The organism is Streptomyces sp. NPDC051214, assembly GCF_040682375.1.
In the GTDB taxonomy this organism is placed as follows: domain Bacteria; phylum Actinomycetota; class Actinomycetes; order Streptomycetales; family Streptomycetaceae; genus Streptomyces.
On the sequence record NZ_JBFBAT010000003.1, the window covers coordinates 460316 to 480805 of the forward strand.

Annotated in this window: 14 protein-coding genes; 9 read left to right on the top strand and 5 right to left on the bottom strand. The window is 71.9% G+C overall.

Annotated features, from left to right (window positions below; genetic code table 11):
* The first annotated feature begins 11 nt into the window (after positions 1 to 11).
* From AB0M70_RS10010 to AB0M70_RS10030, 5 genes are read left to right on the top strand one after another with little or no spacing between them, the layout of a single operon-like run.
* On the top strand, positions 12 to 1295 hold the full coding sequence (locus tag AB0M70_RS10010) for an ABC transporter substrate-binding protein (protein WP_365818314.1): 1284 nt from the start codon (positions 12 to 14) through the stop codon (positions 1293 to 1295).
* A complete protein-coding gene (locus AB0M70_RS10015) occupies positions 1292 to 2251 on the top strand; it encodes a sugar ABC transporter permease (protein ID WP_365818316.1) in 960 nt (319 codons plus the stop codon). Before AB0M70_RS10010 ends, AB0M70_RS10015 begins: the two co-directional genes overlap by 4 nt.
* Positions 2248 to 3120 carry a carbohydrate ABC transporter permease gene (locus tag AB0M70_RS10020; RefSeq protein WP_365818318.1) on the top strand — a complete coding sequence of 291 codons (873 nt, stop codon included), beginning with the start codon at positions 2248 to 2250 and terminating at the stop codon, positions 3118 to 3120. The genes AB0M70_RS10015 and AB0M70_RS10020 overlap by 4 nt, the downstream gene beginning before the upstream one ends.
* Positions 3117 to 3722 (top strand): hypothetical protein, encoded by a 606-nt coding sequence (locus tag AB0M70_RS10025; protein WP_365818320.1) that lies wholly within the window; start codon positions 3117 to 3119, stop codon positions 3720 to 3722. The genes AB0M70_RS10020 and AB0M70_RS10025 overlap by 4 nt, the downstream gene beginning before the upstream one ends.
* Positions 3719 to 5530 carry a hypothetical protein gene (locus AB0M70_RS10030; RefSeq protein ID WP_365818322.1) on the top strand — a complete coding sequence of 604 codons (1812 nt, stop codon included), beginning with the start codon at positions 3719 to 3721 and terminating at the stop codon, positions 5528 to 5530. The genes AB0M70_RS10025 and AB0M70_RS10030 overlap by 4 nt, the downstream gene beginning before the upstream one ends.
* Here AB0M70_RS10030 and AB0M70_RS10035 read toward each other — a convergent pair.
* From AB0M70_RS10035 to AB0M70_RS10045, 3 genes are all read right to left on the bottom strand, one after another.
* Positions 5456 to 6268, bottom strand: a complete 813-nt coding sequence (locus tag AB0M70_RS10035; protein WP_365818324.1) for a class I SAM-dependent methyltransferase — start codon at positions 6266 to 6268, stop codon at positions 5456 to 5458. The genes AB0M70_RS10030 and AB0M70_RS10035 overlap by 75 nt on opposite strands.
* Positions 6269 to 6350: 82 nt before the next feature.
* Positions 6351 to 9047, bottom strand: a complete 2697-nt coding sequence (locus AB0M70_RS10040; protein ID WP_365818326.1) for a discoidin domain-containing protein — start codon at positions 9045 to 9047, stop codon at positions 6351 to 6353.
* Between the two features lie 130 nt (positions 9048 to 9177).
* On the bottom strand, positions 9178 to 9849 hold the full coding sequence (locus tag AB0M70_RS10045; protein WP_365818328.1) for a GntR family transcriptional regulator: 672 nt from the start codon (positions 9847 to 9849) through the stop codon (positions 9178 to 9180).
* A 344-nt stretch (positions 9850 to 10193) separates the two neighbouring features.
* Here AB0M70_RS10045 and AB0M70_RS10050 point away from each other — a divergent pair, with 344 nt between their 5' ends.
* The 4 genes from AB0M70_RS10050 to AB0M70_RS10065 all read left to right on the top strand — a co-directional run bounded on the left by AB0M70_RS10050 (position 10194) and on the right by AB0M70_RS10065 (position 17730).
* The gene (locus tag AB0M70_RS10050) at positions 10194 to 12542 is read left to right on the top strand and encodes a collagenase (RefSeq protein WP_365818330.1); all 2349 of its coding nucleotides are present in this window, start codon (positions 10194 to 10196) and stop codon (positions 12540 to 12542) included.
* Positions 12543 to 12699: 157 nt separating this feature from the next.
* Positions 12700 to 13596, top strand: coding sequence for an alpha/beta hydrolase (locus AB0M70_RS10055; protein WP_365818332.1), 897 nt, complete (start codon positions 12700 to 12702; stop codon positions 13594 to 13596).
* A 183-nt stretch (positions 13597 to 13779) separates the two neighbouring features.
* Positions 13780 to 16392, top strand: a complete 2613-nt coding sequence (locus AB0M70_RS10060; RefSeq protein ID WP_365818334.1) for a LuxR C-terminal-related transcriptional regulator — start codon at positions 13780 to 13782, stop codon at positions 16390 to 16392.
* Between the two features lie 75 nt (positions 16393 to 16467).
* Complete coding sequence (locus AB0M70_RS10065) at positions 16468 to 17730, top strand: helix-turn-helix domain-containing protein (protein WP_365818336.1); 1263 nt, start codon at positions 16468 to 16470, stop codon at positions 17728 to 17730.
* A 67-nt stretch (positions 17731 to 17797) separates the two neighbouring features.
* Here the strand turns inward: AB0M70_RS10065 and AB0M70_RS10070 are convergent, their stop codons facing one another.
* Together AB0M70_RS10070 and AB0M70_RS10075 are read right to left on the bottom strand one after the other, a co-directional pair.
* Positions 17798 to 19243: a glyceraldehyde-3-phosphate dehydrogenase gene (locus AB0M70_RS10070; RefSeq protein ID WP_365818338.1), complete on the bottom strand. Its 1446-nt coding sequence runs from the start codon at positions 19241 to 19243 to the stop codon at positions 17798 to 17800.
* A 95-nt stretch (positions 19244 to 19338) separates the two neighbouring features.
* A complete protein-coding gene (locus tag AB0M70_RS10075) occupies positions 19339 to 20319 on the bottom strand; it encodes a superoxide dismutase (RefSeq protein WP_365818340.1) in 981 nt (326 codons plus the stop codon).
* Positions 20320 to 20490 lie beyond the last annotated feature (171 nt).

The following is a 20490-nucleotide window of genomic DNA, read 5'->3' on the forward strand; positions in this document are numbered from 1 at the left end:
GTGTCATCGGCATGCCCGGAAACAGGACGAAGTGGTCCTGCGCGACGGTCGCGGCGCTCACGCTCAGCGCGCTGCTCACCGGCTGCGGCGGCTCGGACGAAGCGAGCGGCGGCGGCCGGACCGTGCTGCGCTACACCTGGTGGGGCAACCCCGACCGGGCGGCCCGCACCCAGGAAGCCGTCGCGCTGTTCGAGAAGGAGCACCCCGGGGTCACGGTGCAGACCTCGTTCGCCGGCTACGAGGCGTACAAGCAGAAGCTCGCCACCCAGGCCGCGGGCGGCGACGCCCCCGACGTGATGCAGCTCGACTACCGGCAGATCGACCAGTACGCGACCGGGGGCATCCTGCTCGACCTCGGCAAGCGGAAGAAGGCCCTGCGCACCGACGAGATCGACGAAGGTCTCCTCGCCACCGGGGTCGTGGACGGCACCCAGTACGCGATCCCGCAGGGCCGCGGCACCGAGACCGTCGTGTACGACGCCAAGCAGTGGAAGGCGGCCGGGGTGGCCCTCCCGCGCAAGGGCTGGACCTGGGGCGAATGGGCCGACGCCATGCGGGAGTTGGCGAAGAGGACCGGCAAGCCGGGCTCCGTCGACCCCGGACAGAGCGAGGACTGCTTCGAGGTGTGGCTGCGCGGGCAGGGCAAGACCCTCTACACCAAGGACCGCGAGCTCGGCTTCACGGCCGATGACCTGACCCGCTGGTGGACCTTCGCCGACAAGCTGCGGCGCGAGGGCGCGGTGTCGCCCGCCCAGCAGACCACCCAGCTCGACGGGACGGTGGAGAACCAGCCGCTGGCCCGAGGCAAGGCGACCTCCGACTTCAACTGGGACGCGCCCGCCAGCGGCTACACGCCCATCGTCGGCGAGGGGCTGACGCTGGCCCCGATGCCGTCGGGCGCCGACGGCACACCCGGCCAGTACTTCAAGCCCTCGATGTTCATGGGGGCGGCGGCCACCACGAAGCACCCCGAGGAAGCCGCCGAGCTCATCGACTTCATGATCAACGACGAGAAGGCGGCGGACATCCTGGGCGCCTCCCGCGGCATCCCGGTCAACGAGACGATCCGCGAGGACATCGGCCCCGACCTCAAGGACTTCGACAAGACGATCGCCGACTACCAGGACTCCGTCGACGGCAGCCTCAAGGCTCCGCCCCAGGCGCCGCCCCCGGGTGACACCTCCCTGCAGACCACCTTCGGGCGTGACTACGACCAGGTGTCCTTCGAGCAGATGTCACCGCGCGAGGCTGCCGAGGACTTCATCACCGAGGCGAAGGCGGAGCTGAGGTCATGACCACCACCGACATCCCCGCCAAGGCCGCCCGTGCGAAAAGCCCCGAGCCCGCGGTCAAGCAGCGCGGAAAGCGAGAACGCGAGGGCGCCGCCTGGGTGTTCCTCTCGCCCTGGGTGCTCGGCGCGGTCGTGCTGACCCTGCTGCCGATGGCCGTCTCGCTCTACCTCTCCTTCACCGACTACGACCTGTTCAACGCCCCGCGCTGGGTGGGCCTGCGCAACTACGTGCAGATGTTCACCGAGGACCCGCGCTACCGGCGCTCGGTCGGCGCGACCCTGATGTACGTCGTGATCGCCGTACCGCTGCAACTGGCGCTCGCCCTGGCCGTGGCTCTCGCCCTGAAGTCGATGAAGCGCGGCAAGGCCTTCTACCGGTCGGCCTTCTACGCTCCCTCGCTGCTCGGCGCCTCCATGTCGATCGCCCTGGTGTGGCGGGCGGTCTTCAACGACGGCGGCACCGTCGACCATCTCCTGTCGGACATCGGCATCCACACCGGCGGCTGGGTCAACAGGCCCGGCTGGGCGCTGTTCGCGGTGGCGCTCCTGACCGTCTGGCAGTTCGGCGCCCCCATGGTGATCTTCCTGGCGGGGCTTCAGCAGATTCCCGCCGAGCTCTACGAGGCCGCGGCCGTGGACGGAGCGAGCCGCAAGCGCCAGTTCGTCTCCATCACGCTGCCGATGCTGTCCCCGGTGCTCTTCTTCAACCTGGTCCTCCAGACCATCCAGGCCTTCCAGGTCTTCACCCCCGCCTTCGCGGTCAGCGGCGGCAAGGGCGGCCCCGCCGACTCGACCCTCTTCTACACGCTCTACCTCTACGACCGCGGCTTCGTCGCCTCGCACATGGGCTACGCATCGGCCATGGCCTGGGTCCTGCTGATCGCCATCGGAGTGGTGACCGCGGTGCTCTTCCGCACCTCGCGCTCCTGGGTCTTCTACGCGAACGAGGGGGAGCGATGACCACCACCACCGCCACCACCACCGCAGGCCGGCGGGCCTTTCCCTGGCGTCGTGTCGCCCTGCACGCCGGATGCCTCGCCGCGCTCCTGGTGATGCTCTATCCGCTGGCCTGGCTCCTCGCCACGTCTCTCAAGCCCGCCGACGAGGTGATCGCGAGCCTGAACCTGCTGCCGAGCAAGCTGGAGTGGTCGAACTACTCGACCGCCCTCGACGGCGTGGACGACGTGTCCGTCGGACGGCTGCTCACCAACTCCCTGCTGATCGCGGGCGGCGCGGTCCTGGGCAACGTCATCAGCTGCTCGCTCGCGGCCTACGCCTTCGCCAGGCTGCGTTTCCGCTTCCGGGGCCCGCTCTTCGCCTTCATGATCGCGACGATCATGCTGCCGCACCACGCCGTCCTGATCCCGCAGTACATCATCTTCAACCAGCTCGGCATGGTGAACACCTACTGGCCACTGATCCTGCCGAAGTTCCTCGCCACCGAGGCCTTCTTCGTCTTCCTCATCGTGCAGTTCATGCGCGGCTTGCCACGCGAGCTGGAGGAAGCGGCCAGGATCGACGGCTGCGGGCCGTTCCGCAGCTTCTTCCTGGTCGTCCTGCCGCTCACCAGGCCCGCGCTGATCACCACCGCGATCTTCACCTTCATCTGGACCTGGAACGACTTCTTCACCCAGCTGATCTATCTCTTCTCGCCGGAGAAATTCACCCTGACGCTGGCACTGCGGTCGTTCGTGGACGCCTCCAGCCAGTCGGCGTTCGGGCCGATGTTCGCCATGTCGGTGATCGCGCTCCTGCCGATCGTGCTGTTCTTCCTGGCCTTCCAGCGCTTCCTGGTCGAGGGCATGGCCAACTCCGGGGTGAAGGGATGAGCGCGCGGGCCCGCGAGACGGGCGAGATGTTCGGGCCGCGGATGACCCTGTTCGCGGACGTCCTGGCACTCGGCGTGGTCACGGCGCTCGCCTCTCTGCCCCTGATCACCGCTCCGGCGGCGCTCTCCACCGCCTGCGCGACCGTGCGCGGGACCACCGACGACCGACCGGTGACGGCGCGGCGGTACGTGGCGCTGCTGCGTGAGCGGTTCCGCCCCGGCGACCTCGCGGCGGGCGCGCTCGCGCTCGCCGGAGTGCTGCTGTGCGCCGCGGACCTGGCCCTTGCCGGAGCCGGGCTTCCGGGGGCCCGCGTCTTCGCCGTGACGGCGGCGGCGATCGGGGCGTGCGCTGTCATCGTGGGCCTGCGCGCCTGCGCCCGGCCCGCGTCGCTCACCGACTGGCGCACCGCGCTGCGCGAAGCCGCCGGGGACGCGGCGCGGGACGTGGGCGGCAGCGCCCTGGCCCTGCTCGCCCTCGCGGCGACCGCGCTGTGCGCCTGGATGATGCTGCCGCTCGCGTTCCTGGTGCCGGGACCGCTGGCCCTGGCCCTCACCGCCATCGATGTACGCACCGTACGCCTGCCCCAGGGGGAGACCGCGTGATAGCCCGCAGGACCTTCATCGCCACCTCCGCCACGGCCGCGGCCGTGGGAATGGCCACCACCGCGGGAGGGCCGACCGCCGCCGCATCTGAACGGCCCCCGCAGGACGCGGACTTCGTCGGCTTCCTCACCCAGGCCGCCGACCGGCGCGCCGCCGACGTCCTCGACGGGTACGCCGCCACCCTCACCGAGCTGCGCGACATGGGCAGGGCCCGCGCCGCCGCCCGCGGCCTGCGCACCCTCACCTCCGTCTATGTGCACGCCGACTCCGCCCACCACCACGACGCCGCGCTCATCGGCCCGCTGGGCGAACTCGCGGACGCCCTCGCCGCCGAGCAGTACGACGACGGACTGTGGGACCAGGGCGCCGTCCACTCACCGCCGGACACCGCGTTCTCCGTCGTCGACCTCAACATCGCCTACGCCCTGCTCGACAAGGACGGCGAACAGGCGACCCGGAAGCTGCGCGGCACGGTCGAGCGGATCCTGCGCAAGGCGGGCCCCGGCCTCGCGAACGGTGGTGTCCACACGGCCAACCACCGCTGGCTGGTGTGCTCCGCGCTCACCCGCATCCACCGGCGCTGGCCCGACCCCTCCTATCCCCGGCGTATCGACGCCTGGCTCGCGGAGGGCATCGACCAGCTCCCGGGCGGCGAGTACAGCGAGCGCAGTCCCACCTACTCGGCGGTGGTGACCAACCCGTCCCTGCTGACCATCGCCCGCTTCCACGACCGGCGCGACCTGTACGCACACGTACGGGACAACCTGACCGCCTCGCTGTATGTCACCGAGCCCAACGGCGAGGTGGAGTCCGTCCATTCGCGCCGCCAGGACCAGGCAGCGCTGCGCCACCTGCCCGAGTTCTGGCTCCAGTACCGGGAGCTGGCGATCCGCGACGGCAACGGGACGTTCGCGGCCGTCGCCGCGCTGTTGCGGGAGCGCGGCGCGGGGCAGACCTTCGGCGAGACCCCGCCGGGCGACCGTCTCGCCGAGGTCCTTGACCGTCCCGAGCTGGCGCGTGAACTGCCCACCGTGAAGGAGCTGCCCACCGATTTCGAGCATCACGACACCAGCTGCGGTCTGGTGCGGGTGCGTCGCGGTGAACGGACGGCGAGCATTTTCGGCGGTACGGATCTGCCGGAGCTGCACGCCATCTCGTCGGGCCTGTCCACCAGCCCCACCTTCTTCAAGATGCGCAAGGGCGCCGCGATTCTCGACTCGTTGCGGCTCTCCCCGCAGTTCTTCTCGCTCGGCCCCTTCCGGTCCGAGGGTCTTGAGCGGCGTGGGGACGCGTGGCGGCTGCACGCGGAGGTCCGAGCGGCGTTTCACCAACCGCTGCCGCGGCGCCACCGGCGCAAGGACGGGCTCTACCCGCTCACCGACGACGGCCGCTTCTGGTCGGCGATGGACTTCCCGCACCGGCCCAAGGAGTACCGGGCCCTGCGCACCGAGATCCTGGTGCGCGAGAGGGACGGCGGCGGCTGGGAGCTGGCCTTCGACGTGTCGGAGTCCGCGGTGCCGCTGGCCCTCGAACTGTGTTTCCGCCGTGGCGGCGAGCTGTCGGGGGCGGGCCTCGAGCCGGTCGCCGGAGCCAAGGACACCTATCAGCTCGTCAGCGGTGAGGCGAGCTACACGGTCGGCGACGACCGGATCACCTTCGGCCCCGGCAACGGCAAGGGCGGCAAACAGCCTCCCGTGGTCGAGCCGGGGGAGCGGTACACCTGGATGAACGGCTCACTCACACCGGACGGCATCCGCGTCCTGATCACGGGCCGTTCGCCGCTGGCGTACCGGATGACCCTGCGCTGACGTGCCCGCGCGGCTCCGGCGGCGGGCGAGGAAGACGAACTCCCTGCCGGGGCGGTCAGGGGCGCCGCGGATCTCCTCCACCGTGTAGCCGTGCGCGGTGAGCGAGGTGATCACCTCGTCGCGCTCGCGGAAGCGCAGGGTGGAGTCGGAGGTGAGGGTCTCGCCCTTCGCGGTGAGGACGTAGGTGTGGCGGAAGCTCACCAGCGGCAGGCTGACGTCGGTGACCTCCACCCACGTCTCGACGTCGCCGATGCCGTCGACGGGGACCGTGCGCAGGGTCGCGGCGCGGTTCCATTCCTCCCATGCCCGCCGGGACGGGTCGCGGGTCTCGAAGACGAGGTGGCCGCCGGGCCGCAGCGCGGCGTGGACGGCGCGCAGGGTGTTCTCCCACGTCTGCGGGTCCACGATCGCTTGCGCGACGTTGGCGGTCATGGTGGCCAGGTCCACCCGCATCTCGGGGAGCGCCGTCGCGTCGCCGTGCATCCAGCGCACGCGTTCGCTGCCGGGTTTGGAGCGCGCGACGTCGAGGGAAGCCGCGGCCGGCTCGACGCCGGTCACGCGCAGCCCGCGGTCGGCCAGGAGCAGAGCGAACGTACCTGTGCCGCACCCCACGTCCAGGACCTGACGTGCCCCCAACTCCTCTGCCAGGTCCGCGTATACGTCCAGGTCTCCGCGGTCCGCGTCGAGCGGATCGTAGAGCGCCGCCAGTCTCGGGTTCTCGTACGCCTCGTCTGCCACGCCCGGGAGGCTAGCAACGGGAGCGACGGCGGGACACTTGTCATGGGTGCCCCACCGTCGCCGTCGCCGCTTCCGCCGTCCTCTATCGGTTGACGGTCAGCTCCTGGATGCCCGCGGGCTTCTTCGCGTCCTTGGACGTGAACGTCACGCGGACGAAGCGGGCCGTGCCCCCGTCCGGGTCGGCGGTCTTCCAGTGCCGCCCGTCGAGCGAGGTCCGCACCGTGCTCTTCACCGGCTTCACGTCGGTCCAGCGCGGGCGGATCTCCGAGAACCGGGCGGTCCTGCCGAGGTCCGCGGTGAGGGTGGCGCGGGTGGTCTCGGGGACCCAGGCGGTGGCGGTGCTGCCGTCGAGCGCGGCGTCCGCGTACTGCCCCGGCTGCTCCGAACTCGCCCTGGCGTCGCGGCACCGGGCGAGGTTGGCGGTGGGCTCCAGATCCGGGCGGCGGGTCTTGAGGTGCGCGGGCGCGCCCTGGCTGACGATCTGCTTGCCCTGCGGAGTCTCGATCTCGAAGGGCTCGCCGTGGGTCAGGCGCACGGTGGTGTCGTGGGCGCCGATGGCGATGTCGTAGGTACGGCCTTGCCAGTGCAGGCCGTTCAGCTTCACGCCCTGCGACAGCTGCGGCGGCAGCATCGGGTCGAGGCGCACGCTGTTCTCGCGCATCCGCTGCCCGGTCAGGCCGTTGGTGAAGACCTGCAGGAAGCCGCCCTGGCCGGTCGTGAAGTTCTGCGCGGGGGAGCCGGAGAGCGGGTCGGAGGCCCCCGCCTTCTCGCCGCGCGCCTCCGAGAACAGGTCGAACGGGCCGCGCACGAAGGGACGGATGGAGCGCGTGAGGTAGGTGTTCGCGGAGCAGCCGGGCTCGCCGATGGCGGCGGCGTCGATGGCGTGCACCGAGTCGGTCATGGCGGGGCCGTCCGGGTCGGTGCGGGCCGCGTAGTAGTCGAGGGTGTTCGTGGCGGCCTTCTTCGACATCGGCCACTCCAGCGGGTACATCAGGAGCACGGTGTCCGCCTGCTTGATCACCGAGCCCTTGTAACCGTCGTACTGCCAAAAGACCTGCTTCTTCTTGTCGTAGGGGATGCGCAGCTTGTCGGCGACGGAGTTCCAGTCCGCCGGGGCGTCCTTGCCGAGCAGCTTCGCGGCGCGGGCGGCGGTGCGCAGGGTGGTCGCGGCGCCGGCGTTGGTGAAGACGCCGTCGTCGACTCCGTTGCTGTACTCGTCGGGGCCCGCGACGTCCTTGATGGAGTAGCTGCCGTCGGCGTTGCGCGTGGCGCGGTCGGCCCAGAACTCGGCGATGCCCTTGATCACCGGCCAGCCGCGGGTGCGCAGCCAGTGGGTGTCCTTGGTCGCGAGGTAGTACTGCCAGGCCGCCAGGGCGACATCGCTCTGCAGGTGGTTCTGGGTGCGGCAGTGCGGCGGGTCCACGCTGTGGCACTCGGCCTTGAGATCGCCCTTGCTCGCGCTGGTCCAGGGATAGAAGAGGCCGGGGTGGCCGAGCTTCTTCGCGTTGGCGCGGGCGGCGTCCCGGGTGCGGTAGCGGTACTCCACCACGGACCTGGCGAGGTCGGGATGGGCGGCGAGCAGCGCCGGGTACATCCAGGTCTCCGCGTCCCAGAAGACGAGGCCGGCGTAGTTGTCGCTGCTCAGGCCGGTGGGGGAGATGCTGTTGGCCGAGCCGGCGCGGGAGCTGGAGAGCAGGCCGTACTGGGCGGAGCGCACCCACGACTGGAGTTCGCCCCGGCCGGGCACCTCGATGTCGCCACGCCACAGCTCGCGCCAGGCGGCGGTGTGCCCGGCGAACAGCGCGTCCCAACCCCGGTCGGCGGCGCGCTGCGAGGCCGCCACGGCGTCGCGCTCGGGGGAGCGGGAGGTCAGCGCGGTGTCGACGCCGACGTACTTGGTCAGCTCGTAGGTGTGGCCGGAGCGGACCGGCATGCCGACGGACTGGTGGGCGCTCAACGTGCGGGCGGGCGCGGAGGTTTGTTCATTTCCTGTACGCACGCCGTGCCCTGCGCGGAGTGTCGAGGCGACGGTCCCCTCGGTCTTCGTGCCGTCCGTGCGGAACCCCACGGACATGGTGCCCCCGTGGCGGGCGCCGCTACCGGTGGCGGACATGCGCCTCGCGCCGCGTCCGTCGATGCGGTCGGTGACCTTCGCCGCGCCGTCCCAGTGCGGGGTCATGCGCAGGCGTACGGCACCGACGTGGGGGTCGGCGCGGTCCGCGAGGACGTCGTAGACGAGGTCGGTGGCCCGGCCGTCGGCGGCCGTCCAGGTGAGCTCGGTGCGCACCAGGCCGCGGCGCAGGTCGAGGCTCTGGCGGTAGTGCGAGATGCGGGCGGCCGGGGTGGCGGAGGTGAACGTCTCGGAGCCGGGTCCGCCGGTGGCCACCGTGAGCGGGGTCCAGGTGGGGATGGCCGCCGCCACCTCGCGGTTCTCGGTGGTGTCCTTGTTGTGCGCGTAGAGCCCGGAGACGAAGGAACCGTCGTAGCGGCGGCTGAACAGCGGCCATCCGGTCTTGGCCTCGGACGCGGCGTAGCCGGATCCGTTGGGTGCGACACGCTGTCCGAGGTAGCCGTTGCCGACGAAGGCGTGGTGGGTGTCCTTCGGATCGATGCGGTGGGACGCCAGCGTCCAGCCGTCGTCGTGCGAGGACCGGGGCGTCGTCGCCCCGTCGTCTCTCGGGGACGTGTTGTCGGCCGCCGCGGTGGGGGGAACGGTCGCGGCAAGGACACCCACGAGAAGGGGTGCCATGAACCGGGCCGTGCGGGCGAGGGACCTCATGGTGCTCCGTTGCGGAATCGCCGGGCAAGGTCAGGCGACCATAAAGACGTGAACGGTCCGCGTCAATGAGTCGCGCCATGTGTTGAAGAATCAAACGAACCCAGGAGGAGGCCCTGGCCCATGAGCAGGCCTATGCCTTGGTGTCACGCGCCCAGAGTGAGCGCACATGCCCGAGATGTCGGGCCATGCACTGTTCCGCCCCTTCGGCGTCCCCGGCCACCATCAGGTCCAGGAGTTCGATGTGCTCCTGCGCAGAGGGGATCAGGCGGCCGCGCTCGTCCAGCGCCGTGAGGCCGTAGAGCCGGGAGCGCTTGCGCAGGTCGCCGACGGTCTCGACGAGCCGGTCGTTGCCGCCGAGGGCGAGCAAGGAGAGGTGGAAGCGCCGGTCGGCCTCCAGGTAGCCGATGAGGTCGTGGTCGCCGGCGGCGCGCACGATCTCCTCGGCCACGGGGCGCAGCTCCTCCAGGTCCGCGCGTGACGCGGACCGGGTGATGCGGCCGATCATCGGGACCTCGATGAGGGTGCGGATCTCGGTGTACTGGTCGAGGTCGCGCTCATTGACCTCGGTGACGCGAAAGCCCTTGTTGCGGACCGGTTCCACGAGACCCTCGCTGGCCAGGTCGAGCATCGCCTCGCGTACCGGCGTCGCGGAGATCCCGAAGTCCTCGGCGAGCACCGGCGCCGAGTAGACCTGGCCGGGCCGCAGTTCACCGGATATCAGGGCGGCCCGCAGATGGTGGGCGACCTGATCGCGCAGCCGCTCCCGGGGAGTGACGAGGGTGCGCTGTGTGAGGTGACCCATGGTGGTGATCCCTTCGTGACCCCGCAGGTCGTGGCCCACGCGCCCGCCCCGAGTGGTTCACCAGCGTACAAGGTCACCTACCTCTCGCCCCGGGTCCGGTGCAGGCCGCCCTGGCACGCGCACGGCGTGAACACGGCGGAGGCGCAGGGGAGTTGCGGCAGAGGACTGCGAGACACCGGGCGTCTGAGGGGTTGTCAGTGCCATTTCACATTACTACGTTACGCATCACATGGCGCGGCCCGCATGCCTCAAGTGCCCCTGACCGCACAGCGGTTGGGGCTCGTGTGGCCTCGCGGCGTGCGCACGCACCGCTTGCCCCACCTCCCACACATCAGGAGTTTGTCGTGCACCAGCCCCGTACCCTGCGCAGATCCGTGGCCGCCGCGGCGATATCCGTGGCCTTATGCGCCACGGCCGCACCGGCAGCCCAGGCCGGAGCCCCCGAGCCCGCCCCGCGTGCGGCCGCTCCCGCGACCGCCGCACCCGCGCCCGCAGCTGAGAAGCCGAACCCCTCCGACCACGCCGACCGCCGCGCCACGGCCCCGAAGTCCTCCACCTGGAAGCTCCCCGCCCCCGGCGGGCTCACCGACGGGCGCGTCCCCGGCCCGCACACGGACAAGCCGAAGGCCGCGGCCGACGTGCCCCGCGCCACCGTCGGCAAGCTGTCGGTGCCGTGCACCCTCGACGGGGTCACCGGCCTGACGCCCGCCCAGTTCGTCGAGTTCCTCGCCGATCCGGCGGTCACCGCCGACGGTTGTCTGCGCGGACTCGTCTGGACCTGGGACCGGCGCCTCGCCCCGGTCATGTCGGGCGCGCACATCCAGGCCGTGTCCCGGCGCGCCACCCAGCTCGCCGCGTCCCACGACGGCACCAACGGCAGCCACCTGCTGGAGATGTTCACCTATCTGCACGCCGTCTCCTACCAGGGCTTCTCGCACGACGAGGTCGACATCACCGACCCGGCGACCCTGGCCGCCATGCGACGCGCCGTGGACGCCTTCGGGACGGCCCCTCACGCCTTCGACGTCACCCGCTCCAACGCCGAGACACTCCGCGAAGCGCTGACGGCCGCCAGTGCCGCGGGGCTGCGGCAGCATCAACTCCCGCTCGTGAAAAGGGTCCTGGCGACGATGGACGCCGCCCACCCCGACACCGCGCAGGACAGCGGCTGGGCCGGCGCGGCCCTCTCCGCGCTCACCCTGAACTACCTCGGCGTCTACCCCGGCAACCAGGACACCGCCTTCCGCGCCGCGGTGGCCGCCGACCCCGCCTACCGCGCCGCCTTCAAGGCGTTCGCCGGGTACACCCATCTCAAGGGTCGGCCCAACGCCTGGGTGGTGCGCGACGCGGTGAGCGAGTACGGCAGGTTCGGCCAGATCGACGCCCTGCGCTCCGAGACCGTCGCCGGGCTCGGCCCGCTCCTGGACACCACCGCCCGCAACTTCGGTGACGGCAGCGCCCCGTGGGCGAAGGTCGCCACCTGGCTGATCACGTTCGAGGCCTGCGAGCCGTACGACGTGTGCCGGGACGACATCGAGCGCCGCCTCTTCCCGCAGACCTACGTGTACGACGCGGGCGGCATGAAGGTGCGCACCGCCCTCGACCGTGACACCGTCGACCAGCTCTACTACGCGAGCAAGCAGGTCAAGGCCCAGTTCCACCGTGTCGTGGGCACCCAGGAGCCGCTCAAGGGCGACCCCAACACGGCCCTGAACACAGTCCTTTACGCCTCCCGCGCCGACTACGAGAACTTCCACCCGCTCCTGACCGGCATGGGCACCGACAACGGCGGCGTCTACATCGAGCGGGGCGCGACCTTCTACACCTACCAGCGGCGCGTCCCCCAGGACTCCTCGCTGACGCTGGAGGAACTGTTCCGCCACGAGTACACCCACTACCTCAACGGCCGCTGGGCCGTGCCCGGCTTCTTCGGCGAGGGGCCCTGGTACCAGGCCGACCGGACGACCGCGATGGACGAGGGCACGGCGGAGTTCTTCGACGGCGCCACCCGCGACGACGGCATCAAGGTCCGCAAGTCCCTGATCCAGGGCATCATCGACGACACCGCGGGCGGCGGACCGCGCATGAGCGTGAACCAGCTCCTGCACGCCACCTACGACGGGGACGGTTTCCGCTTCTACGACTACGCGGGCGCGTTCTTCGAGTTCCTGTGGACCGAGCGCCCCGCGCTGATCAAGGAGATGTACCGCCACCTGCGCGCCGACTCCCCGAGTGCCTTCGACGCCTGGCGCGACCGCCTGGGCCGTGACGCGGGACTGCAGAGCTCCTACGACGCCTTCCTCGACCAGCAGATCGCGCACGTCGACGACCTGTTCGTCCCCGACACCACCTACGTCCCCGTCGACCGGCTGCGCGACAGCACGGCAGGCCAGGTCCGCTCCTCGTTCATCGCGACGACCGGCATCACACCCGATTGCCGCTCCGCCAAGGCGCCGGCCCGCCCGCGCTTCGTGTGCACCGGCCGGATCACCGCCAACCTCGGCGACGCGGCCGACCCCGACCTCGTCTTCAAGGACATGTCCGAGACCGTGGACGCCTTCATCCTCGACCGCGCCGCGAGCGGCGACAACAACCTCACCGACATGAACTGCGCCTTCGGCGAGGTGGACATCTGGACCAACGGCCGCGCCGGAACGTCCTCCTACACCTGCGAAGGCCCTCTGCGCGGCTGACTCCCGGGAAGTCAAAAGCCGTACGACACCGGTGATTTCGCCGATGTCGACACCCTGTCGGCACCGCCACGGTGGGGACCGCAACGAACACGGCGGTCTCCACCAGGGCGTATCTCCCTCTCCCGAGTGGCTCCGCCACGACCGAGAGGACCCCTCCGTGCGCCTGCACGTCTTCTCCCGCCCTGTGGCGCGGGCCTGCCTGGCCGCCGCGGTCGCCACCGCGGGACTCCTCGGCACCGGCCTCGCGCCCGGCGCCCAAGCCGCCGCAGACAACCCGTACGAGCGCGGCCCCGCCCCCACCGAATCCAGCATCGAGGCCTCGCGCGGCTCGTACGCCGTGTCGCAGACCAGCGTCTCCTCGCTGAGCGTGTCCGGCTTCGGCGGCGGCACCATCTACTACCCGACGTCCACCGCCGACGGCACCTTCGGTGCGGTCGTCATCTCCCCGGGCTTCACCGCGTACCAGTCGAGCATCGCCTGGCTCGGACCGCGGCTCGCCTCCCAGGGCTTCGTGGTCTTCACCATCGACACCAACACGACGCTCGACCAGCCCGACAGCCGAGGGCGGCAACTCCTGTCCGCGCTCGACTACTTGACGAAGAGCAGCTCGGTGCGGGGTCGCGTCGACGCCTCGCGGCTCGGCGTGATGGGGCACTCGATGGGCGGTGGCGGCACCCTGGAGGCCGCCAAGAGCCGCACCTCGCTGAAGGCGGCGATCCCGCTGACCGGCTGGAACACCGACAAGACCTGGCCCGAGCTGCGCACGCCCACGCTCGTCGTGGGCGCCGACGGCGACACCGTCGCCCCCGTGTCCTCCCACTCCGAGCCGTTCTACGAGTCGCTGCCCGGCACCCTGGACAAGGCGTACCTGGAGCTCAACGGCGCCACCCACTTCACGCCGAACTCCTCCAACACGACGATCGCGAAGTACAGCATCTCCTGGCTGAAGCGGTTCATCGACGACGACACCCGCTACGAGCAGTTCCTCTGTCCGCTGCCGAGGCCGAGCCTCACGATCGAGGAGTACCGGGGCAACTGCCCGCACGCATCCTGATCCTGATGACCCGTCATGGGGGCCCGTCGTCCGTCGCCGGTCAGCCGGCGGCGGACGACGTGTGTCGTGCCCCAGGGCCTGGATTGTGCTCGTGCACACCCGCGGGAGGCAGCCGCTGGTGGCCTGCCCAATGCGCCGGACGCAGGGCTTCCGGCCCGTGTTACGCGGAAGTAACGTGCCGGCGTGACCCTTTCGACGACCGAACCCGGCGTGCTCAGGGCCCCCGCGCTGCACGGGCGCCGTGCGGAAGTCGCCGCGGTGGAATCCCTGGTGGGGCGCGTGCGGGACGGCCGGGGCGGGGTGCTCGCGCTGACCGCGCAGCCCGGTCTCGGCCGCACCGCACTCGTGGAGCACGCGCGGGCGGTCTGCGCCCCGGTCCCCTCGGTTCAACCCACGGCCCCGACAGCACTGCCGCTCGCGCAGACGGGCCCGCTGCTCGTGTGTGTCGACGACGCGCACACCTGGCACCCCACGGCCAGGGCCGCCCTCCTGTCCGACCTGCGACGGCTGCCCGCCGAGCGACCCCTGGCCGTCCTCCTTACCGTGGCCGAACACCACCCCATGGCGGGGGAGTTGTACGGTCTGTCGACCCTGCGTCTGGGGCCGCTCGACGACAGCGCGGCCGCCGCCCTGCTCGACCGGCTGGCCCATGGCGCGGCCGACCCCGTCGTCGGAGCCTGGCTGATCCGCGAGGCGGCGGGCAATCCGCGCCTGCTCTCCGCGTTCGTCGCGGCCCTCACCCCCGACCAGCTGGCCGGCCGCACCCCACTGCCCGATCCGTTGCCCGGCGGGGAAGACGTACTCCACGACTTCGCCGCCCGCCTCGACGGGCTGCCCGGCGACACCAGCGCCCTGCTGCTGCTCGCCGCGGCGGCCGGGGAGCACGAACCCGAGGGCGCGGGCGCGGACCTCGCCCTGCTGCTGCGGGCCGGCGGTGATCCCGCGGCACTGGCACCCGCCGAAGCCGCCCGCGCGGTCGTCGGAGCGGGCGGGCGCATCCACTTCACCCATCCCCTCCTGCGCCGGGCCGTGCTGCACCGCGCCCCGCTCACCCGCCGCAGAGCCGCCCACGCGCGCCTGGCCGCGGCCTGCCGCGACCGCCTCTCCTGTCTGGTGCAACTTGCCTGCGCCGCGCAGGATCACGACGCGCGCCTCGCCGGGGCCCTCGCCGCCGCGGCGAGCACGCCGCGCCCGCACGCCGAGCGCTCCGCCGCCCTGGCCCGAGCCGCCGCGCTCACCGCCGACACAACGCTGCGCACCGACCGGCTCGCCGAGGCGGCGGAGGCGGCCCGGCAGGCAGGCGACCCCGTGCGGGCCCGCGCCCTGCTCGCCCGCACCGCCGGTGCCCCCGCCCACGGCGGCGTCCATCAGGTGCGCGGACTCCTGTCCCTGGCCGACGGTCCCGCCGCCGACGCGAGGGAAGCCCTGCTCACCGCGGCCGTGCTGCTTCCGCCCGAACCGGCCCGCCACGCGCTGATCGGCGCGGCCGAGGCGGCCTGGGCGATGGGCGACGCCGCCGCCTACAGGGAGGCGATGACGCGCGTCCCCGTGTGCGCGGACGACCCCTTGCTGGAGGCGTACCGCGCCGGGATGTGCGCGGTCCTCTCGGGCCGCATCGCCGAAGGCCACGCGCTGCTGCGCCGCTGCCTGGACGAACTGCCCGGCACGGACGAGCCTGCCGGGCTCCTGCGCGCCGGAGCCGCGGCGCTGGTCGTCGGCGAGGTCGAGAGCGCCTGCGGGGCGGGCGCCCGAGCACTGGCCGCCGTACGCGCCTACGGGCCCGAGGTCCTGCTGCCGCGCGCCCTGGAACACCTGGCCTACGGAGAGCTGCGCGCGGGCCGTCACACCACGGCCCGGGCGCACGCCCTCGAAGGGCTCAGGGCCGCGCACCGCACCGGACAGCCCAACGTCGCGGCCTGTCTGCACGCCGTCCTCGCGCTCGCCGCCTCCGTGGAGGGAGACGCGGAGGCCTGCGCCGGACACGCGCGGGCCGCGGCGGCGGGCGCGGGCCCGCACGGTCTCAACCAGGCCGCCACCCTCGCCGTCTGGGCGGTCGCCCGGGCGGATCTCGCGGCGGGGCGACCGGGCGACGCGGCCGCCCGCCTCGCACCCCTCGTCGCGCCGGGCCCGCGGCGCGGGCACTTCGCCGTGCGGATGCTGGCCGTCCCCTGCTTCGTGGAAGCGGCCGTCCAGGCAGGGCGCACGGCAGAGGCCCGCAGCGCCACAGCCGAGTTCACCCGCTGGACCGAGGCCACCGCCGACCGGCTCGCCCCGGCCCAACTCGCCCGCTGCCGGGCCCTGCTGGCCCCGCCGCAGCAGACGGCCGCCGCGTACGAGAGCGCGCTCGCGCACCACGACCGCTCACCCGGCGAGTTCGAACGCGCCCGTACGCAGCTGCTGTTCGGCCAGTGGCTGCGCCGCAGGCGCCGTACCCGCGAGGCGCGCGGCCCGCTGCGGGACGCGCTGGTCGGCTTCGAACGGTGCGGGGCACGCGCGTGGGCGGACCGCAGCCGCGGTGAACTCCGCGCCGCGGGCGAGGCCGTGGCCGGGGAGCCGGGTCCTGGACCGCTGGCGGCGCTGACCCCGCAGCAACAGCGCATCGCCCGGCATGTGGCGGAGGGCGCCACCAACCGTGAGGTGGCGGTGCGCCTGTCCGTGAGCCACCGCACCGTCGACCACCACCTGCGCAATGTGTTCTCCGCGCTGGGCGTGCGCTCCCGCGTCGAGCTGTCCCGGCTCCTGGCCGGCGACGGACGGTTGCCGGACCGTGATGAGGAGATTGCCGCCAACCTCTAGGTACCGACCGGGCGGTATGCCATTCTTCGGGCGTCAACCAGATCCGGCAGCGCGCACACTTCCCGTGGAGGCCTCATGCCACACGTCCTGCGGTCACGGGTCGGGCCCCTGCACGAAGTGCCCGCCATCGCCCCGTCCGCACCGGGCACCCGCTCCCTGCTCGACGCCGAGGCCGTCGCCGTACTGCACCGTGCGGCCCGCGCCCTGCTGAGGGATCTGCCCGCGATGACCGACCGGCTCGTGGCGGAGCTGCGCGAACAGGAGCCCGCCTACCGGGCGGACATCGAGACCCGCCCCACCGAGGTGTGGAAGGAGGTGCACCGCTCGCTGCGGTACAGCGTCACCTCGCTCCTCCAGCCGGGGGAGACCAGGGAGGCCGCCCACCGCACGTCCATCCAGATCGCCGGGGTACGCGCCGAACGAGGCCTGCCGCTCGACGCGCTGCTGCACGCCTTCCGGCTCGGCGGCGCGATGGTGTGGCAGGGCCTGGTCGAGGAGGTCTCGCGCGGCAACCCCGAGGACATGGGGCTGCTCATCCATGTCGCCACGGACGTCTGGAACTTCGTCGACGAACACTGCGGCGTGGTCGCCGACGCCTACCGCCGCACCGAGCGCCGCATGGCCTGGCGGCACGAGAACCGCCTGCGGCTGCTGACCGCGAGCCTCCTGGACGGCAGCGCCCGCCTCACCGACCTGCCCACCGCCGCCGACGTCCTCGGGCTGCCCGAGGACGGGTGGTACGCCGTGATCGCCGTGGCCGGAGAAGACACCCACCTCGCCCTGCCGCCGGGCACACGCACACTGCGCCACTGCGGCCCCGACGCCCAGTACGCCCTGGTCCTGCTCGGTGACGGCGAGGGCGACCCGGCAGCCGAACTCTCCGCGCTCGGCGCCGGTCTCGCCCTGCCGCCCGGGGCCCGCGCCGGCATCGGCTCACCCGTGGAGGGGCTGGCCGCCGTTCCGCACGCGCGCCGCCTCGCCGACACGGCGCTGCGGGCCTGCCCCCGCGGCGGCGGCACCGTCCTCCTCGACGAACGCCTGCCGGACGCCCTGGTCGTCTCCTCGCCCGAGCTCGCGGAGGCGCTCGCCGAGCGCGTCCTCGGACCGCTGCGCTCCCTCGACCCCGCCGACCGGGACCTGCTCCTCGACACACTCGTCGTCTGGCTGGAGGCCGACGGCTCCGCGCAGCGCGCGGGCACCCGCCTCTACTGCCACCGCAACACCGTCCTCAACCGGCTGCGCCGCGTCGAGCAGCTGACCGGCCGCAGCCTCACCCGGGTCGGCGACCTCGTGGAGATCTCGCTCGCCCTGGGGGCACGCAGATTGCTCGGGGGATGAGCGCGCGACAGCGGTGGGGCGGCAAGGGAATCCCTTGCCGCCCCACCGCCGGTTCGTGCCGCCGGGATCAGACCACCGGCACCGGGTACGTCGGGTACTCCACGCCGGAGACGTGCTGGACGACGCGGATGACCTGGCACGAGTAGCCGAATTCGTTGTCGTACCAAAGGTAGAGGATCGCGTTGTCGCCGTCGACCTTGGTGGCGCCCGCGTCGACGATCGAGGCGTGCCGCGAGCCGACGAAGTCCATGGAGACGGCGTCGGGAGCGGTCGTGAAGTCGATCTGGCGCTTCAGCGGCGAGTGCAGCGAGACGTCGCGCAGGTGCTCCAGGACCTCCTCGCGGGTGGTCTCGCGGCCCAGGCGCAGGCTCAGGATGGCGATCGAGACGTCCGGGACGGGGACGCGGATCGAGCTGCCGGTGATGGGCGCCTTGAGGTCCGGCAGCGCCTTGGCGACGGCGGAGGCGGCGCCGGTCTCGGTGATGACCATGTTCAGCGGCGCGGAGCGGCCACGGCGGTCGGCCTTGTGGTAGTTGTCCAGGAGGTTCTGGTCGTTGGTGAACGAGTGGACGGTCTCCACGTGGCCGCGCAGCACGCCGTACTCGTCGGCCATCGCCTTGAGCGGCGGGACGATCGCGTTGGTGGTGCACGAGGCGCAGGACAGGATCTGCTCGTCCGGCTTGATCGTGTCGTGGTTGACGCCGTGCACGATGTTCGGGACGTCGCCCTTGCCCGGCGCGGTCAGGACGACCTTGTCGATACCGGGGCGCAAATGCTTGGAGAGCCCCTCGCGGTCGCGCCACTTGCCGGTGTTGTCGATGAGGATGGCGTCCTTGATGCCGTACGCCGTGTAGTCGACCTCGGAGGGGTCGTTGGCGTAGATCACCTTGATCTCGTTGCCGTTGGCGACGATCGTGCTGGTCGCCTCGTCGACGGTGATCGTGCCCTGGAACTGGCCGTGGATGGAGTCGCGGCGCAGCAGCGAGGCGCGCTTGACGATGTCCTGCTCGCCGCCCTGGCGGACGACGACGGCGCGCAGGCGCAGGCCGTTGCCGGAGCCGGCCTTCTCGATGAGCAGGCGGGCGACGAGGCGGCCGATGCGGCCGAAGCCGTAGAGGACGACGTCGCGTCCCTCGCGGCTCTCGATCTTGTTGGCGCCCGTGGCACCGGCGACGGCCCCGGCGGTGAACTCCGCCACCGACAGACCGCGGTCATCGGTCCTGTAGGCCTCGGCGAGCAGGCCGACGTCGATCTGCGAAGGGCCGAGATCGAGGGTGGTGAGGGCCTGCAGGAACGGCAGCGTCTCGGTGACGGAGAGCTCCGCACCGGCTATCTGTCGCGCGAATCGGTGGGTCTTGAGGAGGCTGACCACCGACTTGTTCACCAAGGAGCGGCTGTGGAGCAGGACGGTCACGTCCCGCTCGCGGTGCAGCTTCCCGATGATCGGGATCATCGACTCCGCGATCTCCTCGCGGTGCTTCCAATTGGTGAACGAGTCGTCATTGACAGTCACAGGAGTATCTTTCGAGCTAGGCGGCGCTCATATGCTAACCCGACACCACTTTTGATCTTGCAATGGGTGCCGCCCGCCCGTGCTTCAGGGGTGATTCAGAGGGAAACGGCGACGGCGTTGAACGTCGTCCCGGGCTCCTGCGGGCTGGTGAAGCGGGCGTTGACCAAGTAGAGGCGCTCGCCCCAGCGGGCCACGGTGGTGGGGACGTCGAAGCGGGGGTCGGTGATCGTGCGGCGCAGGGTGGCGGTGCCTGCCGCGGCGTCGAGGTGGAACACGCTGACCAGGTTCAGCCGGTTCTGTACGACGTACAGGGTGCGCCCGATGCGCAGGAGGCCGTCGCCGTTGACCACGTTGTCGGCGCCGACCAGCGTGATCTCGGTGGCGTGCCCGGTCCTGAGGTGTACGCGGTAGAGCTTTCCCTGCGAGCTGTTGACGACGATCAGGGCGCGGCCGTCCGGTGTGCCGACGATGCCGTTGGCGTTGATCACGTCCGGTGTCTGCACCCAGTCGCCGCCGAGCGGCAGCGCGCGCACCGCGCCCTTGCGGCCGCGCGGCACCCCGTACAGCACGCCGTCGCGCGAGTCGGTGAACCAGGCGCGGTCGCCGAGCAGCGTGACGTCGTTGATGAAGTGACCGGGGGCTTCGGTCAGCTGATAGGTGTGCACGAGCTTGCGGGTGCGGGTGCCGAGGACCCGGGCCACCCCGGTGTTCCCGGCGATGTAGAGGAGGCCGTCGTCGTCCACCTTCAGGCCGACGGCGATCATGCCGGTCGCCCCCGGGTAGAAGATCTCGCCCCGGCCGGTGCGCAGGTCGGTGCGGTAGATGGCGCCGTTGGCGCGCGAGCCCATGTAGGCGTACGGCTGCTTTCTGCCGATGGCGATCCCCTCGGGCAGGAAGCCGTCGGGGAGCGGGAACTCGGTCGGCCATGCGGCGCCCCGCGGCGCGGGGGCCGCAGGGCCTGCGGTGACCGCGGCGGCCGTTGTGGCGCCGGTCGTCGCCGCGAGGGCGGCGAGGGTGGCGCCGCCGAGGACGGTGCGCCGGGACGGCTGGGGGTGGTTCCGGTGATCACGGGTCATGGTTCCGGGCCTCCGGGAAGGGCGGGGATGGTTGTCGGCGCCCCCAACTCGGGGGCGCGTCCAGCCAGTTGAGAACGAGACGCCGCGCGCCGGAGTTCCCTCGCGCCCCGGGGGCCTCTTCGTGTTCCGGAGGGTGACGCGGCGCCGCGCACGGCGGGTGGGAAACTCAAA

Bases quoted from the DNA above. Each gene is read 5' to 3' on its own strand.
- AB0M70_RS10010 (WP_365818314.1), top strand. From the start codon at position 12: ATGCCCGGAAACAGGACGAAGTGGTCCTGCGCGACGGTCGCGGCGCTC.
- AB0M70_RS10015 (WP_365818316.1), top strand. From the start codon at position 1,292: ATGACCACCACCGACATCCCCGCCAAGGCCGCCCGTGCGAAAAGCCCC.
- AB0M70_RS10020 (WP_365818318.1), top strand. From the start codon at position 2,248: ATGACCACCACCACCGCCACCACCACCGCAGGCCGGCGGGCCTTTCCC.
- AB0M70_RS10025 (WP_365818320.1), top strand. From the start codon at position 3,117: ATGAGCGCGCGGGCCCGCGAGACGGGCGAGATGTTCGGGCCGCGGATG.
- AB0M70_RS10040 (WP_365818326.1), bottom strand. From the start codon at position 9,047: ATGAGGTCCCTCGCCCGCACGGCCCGGTTCATGGCACCCCTTCTCGTG.
- AB0M70_RS10045 (WP_365818328.1), bottom strand. From the start codon at position 9,849: ATGGGTCACCTCACACAGCGCACCCTCGTCACTCCCCGGGAGCGGCTG.
- AB0M70_RS10065 (WP_365818336.1), top strand. From the start codon at position 16,468: ATGCCACACGTCCTGCGGTCACGGGTCGGGCCCCTGCACGAAGTGCCC.
- AB0M70_RS10075 (WP_365818340.1), bottom strand. From the start codon at position 20,319: ATGACCCGTGATCACCGGAACCACCCCCAGCCGTCCCGGCGCACCGTC.